Below are 729 nucleotides of genomic sequence, written 5' to 3'. Positions count from 1 at the left end.
ATGCTTATGAGCATCAGGATTCGGTTGTGAATGCAGGATTGGATGTTAAAAGTGCTATTTTTAAAGTTAAAGAAACAACAGGGATTGGTTTACCACAAGTTAGCGGAACAGCATCGTTTCAGGACTATTTAAAAATACCTACCACTTTATTGCCCGGTCAGTTTTTTGGAGCCCCTGCTGGTACTTTTATTCCGGTGCAGTTTGGCGTAAAATATCAATCGAGCTTAGGATTAACTGCCGACCAAATATTATTTGATGGTAGTTACCTTGTAGGACTAAAAGCATCTAAAACCTATCGCGAACTTTCTGAACGAAACTTTAAGCGTTCAAAGATCGAAGCTAATGTAAACGTTACCAAAGCATATTACCAGGTTTTGGTAAGTAACGAGCAACTTCGACTTTTGGATGCAAACATTAAACAATTAAAACAGCAGTTAGATGAAACTGTAGCAGGGAACAAACAAGGTACGGTTGAAAAGATTGACGTTGACCGTATAACTGTTCAACACAATAATTTGGTTACGAACCGAGAAAATACTATCCGTTTATTGGCCTTAAATTATCAGTTATTAAAATTTCAGATGGGTATGCCAATTGAAAATCCACTTACGCTTAAAGATAAACTCGAAGATGTTAAACTGGAAGTTGCACCTGACCTTGCTGTCGATACTTCGTTTTATCATAACAGGATTGAATACAATTTGGCCGAAACAACACTCGGCTTAAAAC

At 37.3% G+C, this 729-nt stretch carries 1 protein-coding gene; it reads left to right on the top strand.

Annotation, left to right across the window (positions count from 1 at the left end; all coding sequences use genetic code 11):
• Positions 1-729: TolC family protein (locus tag AC1DPZ_RS28460; RefSeq protein WP_477409866.1), on the top strand; the 729-nt coding region annotated here is incomplete at both ends.

Source organism: Mucilaginibacter sp. P4_G9 (assembly GCF_056400985.1).
This window is presented reverse-complemented; position numbering and strand designations above follow the sequence as displayed.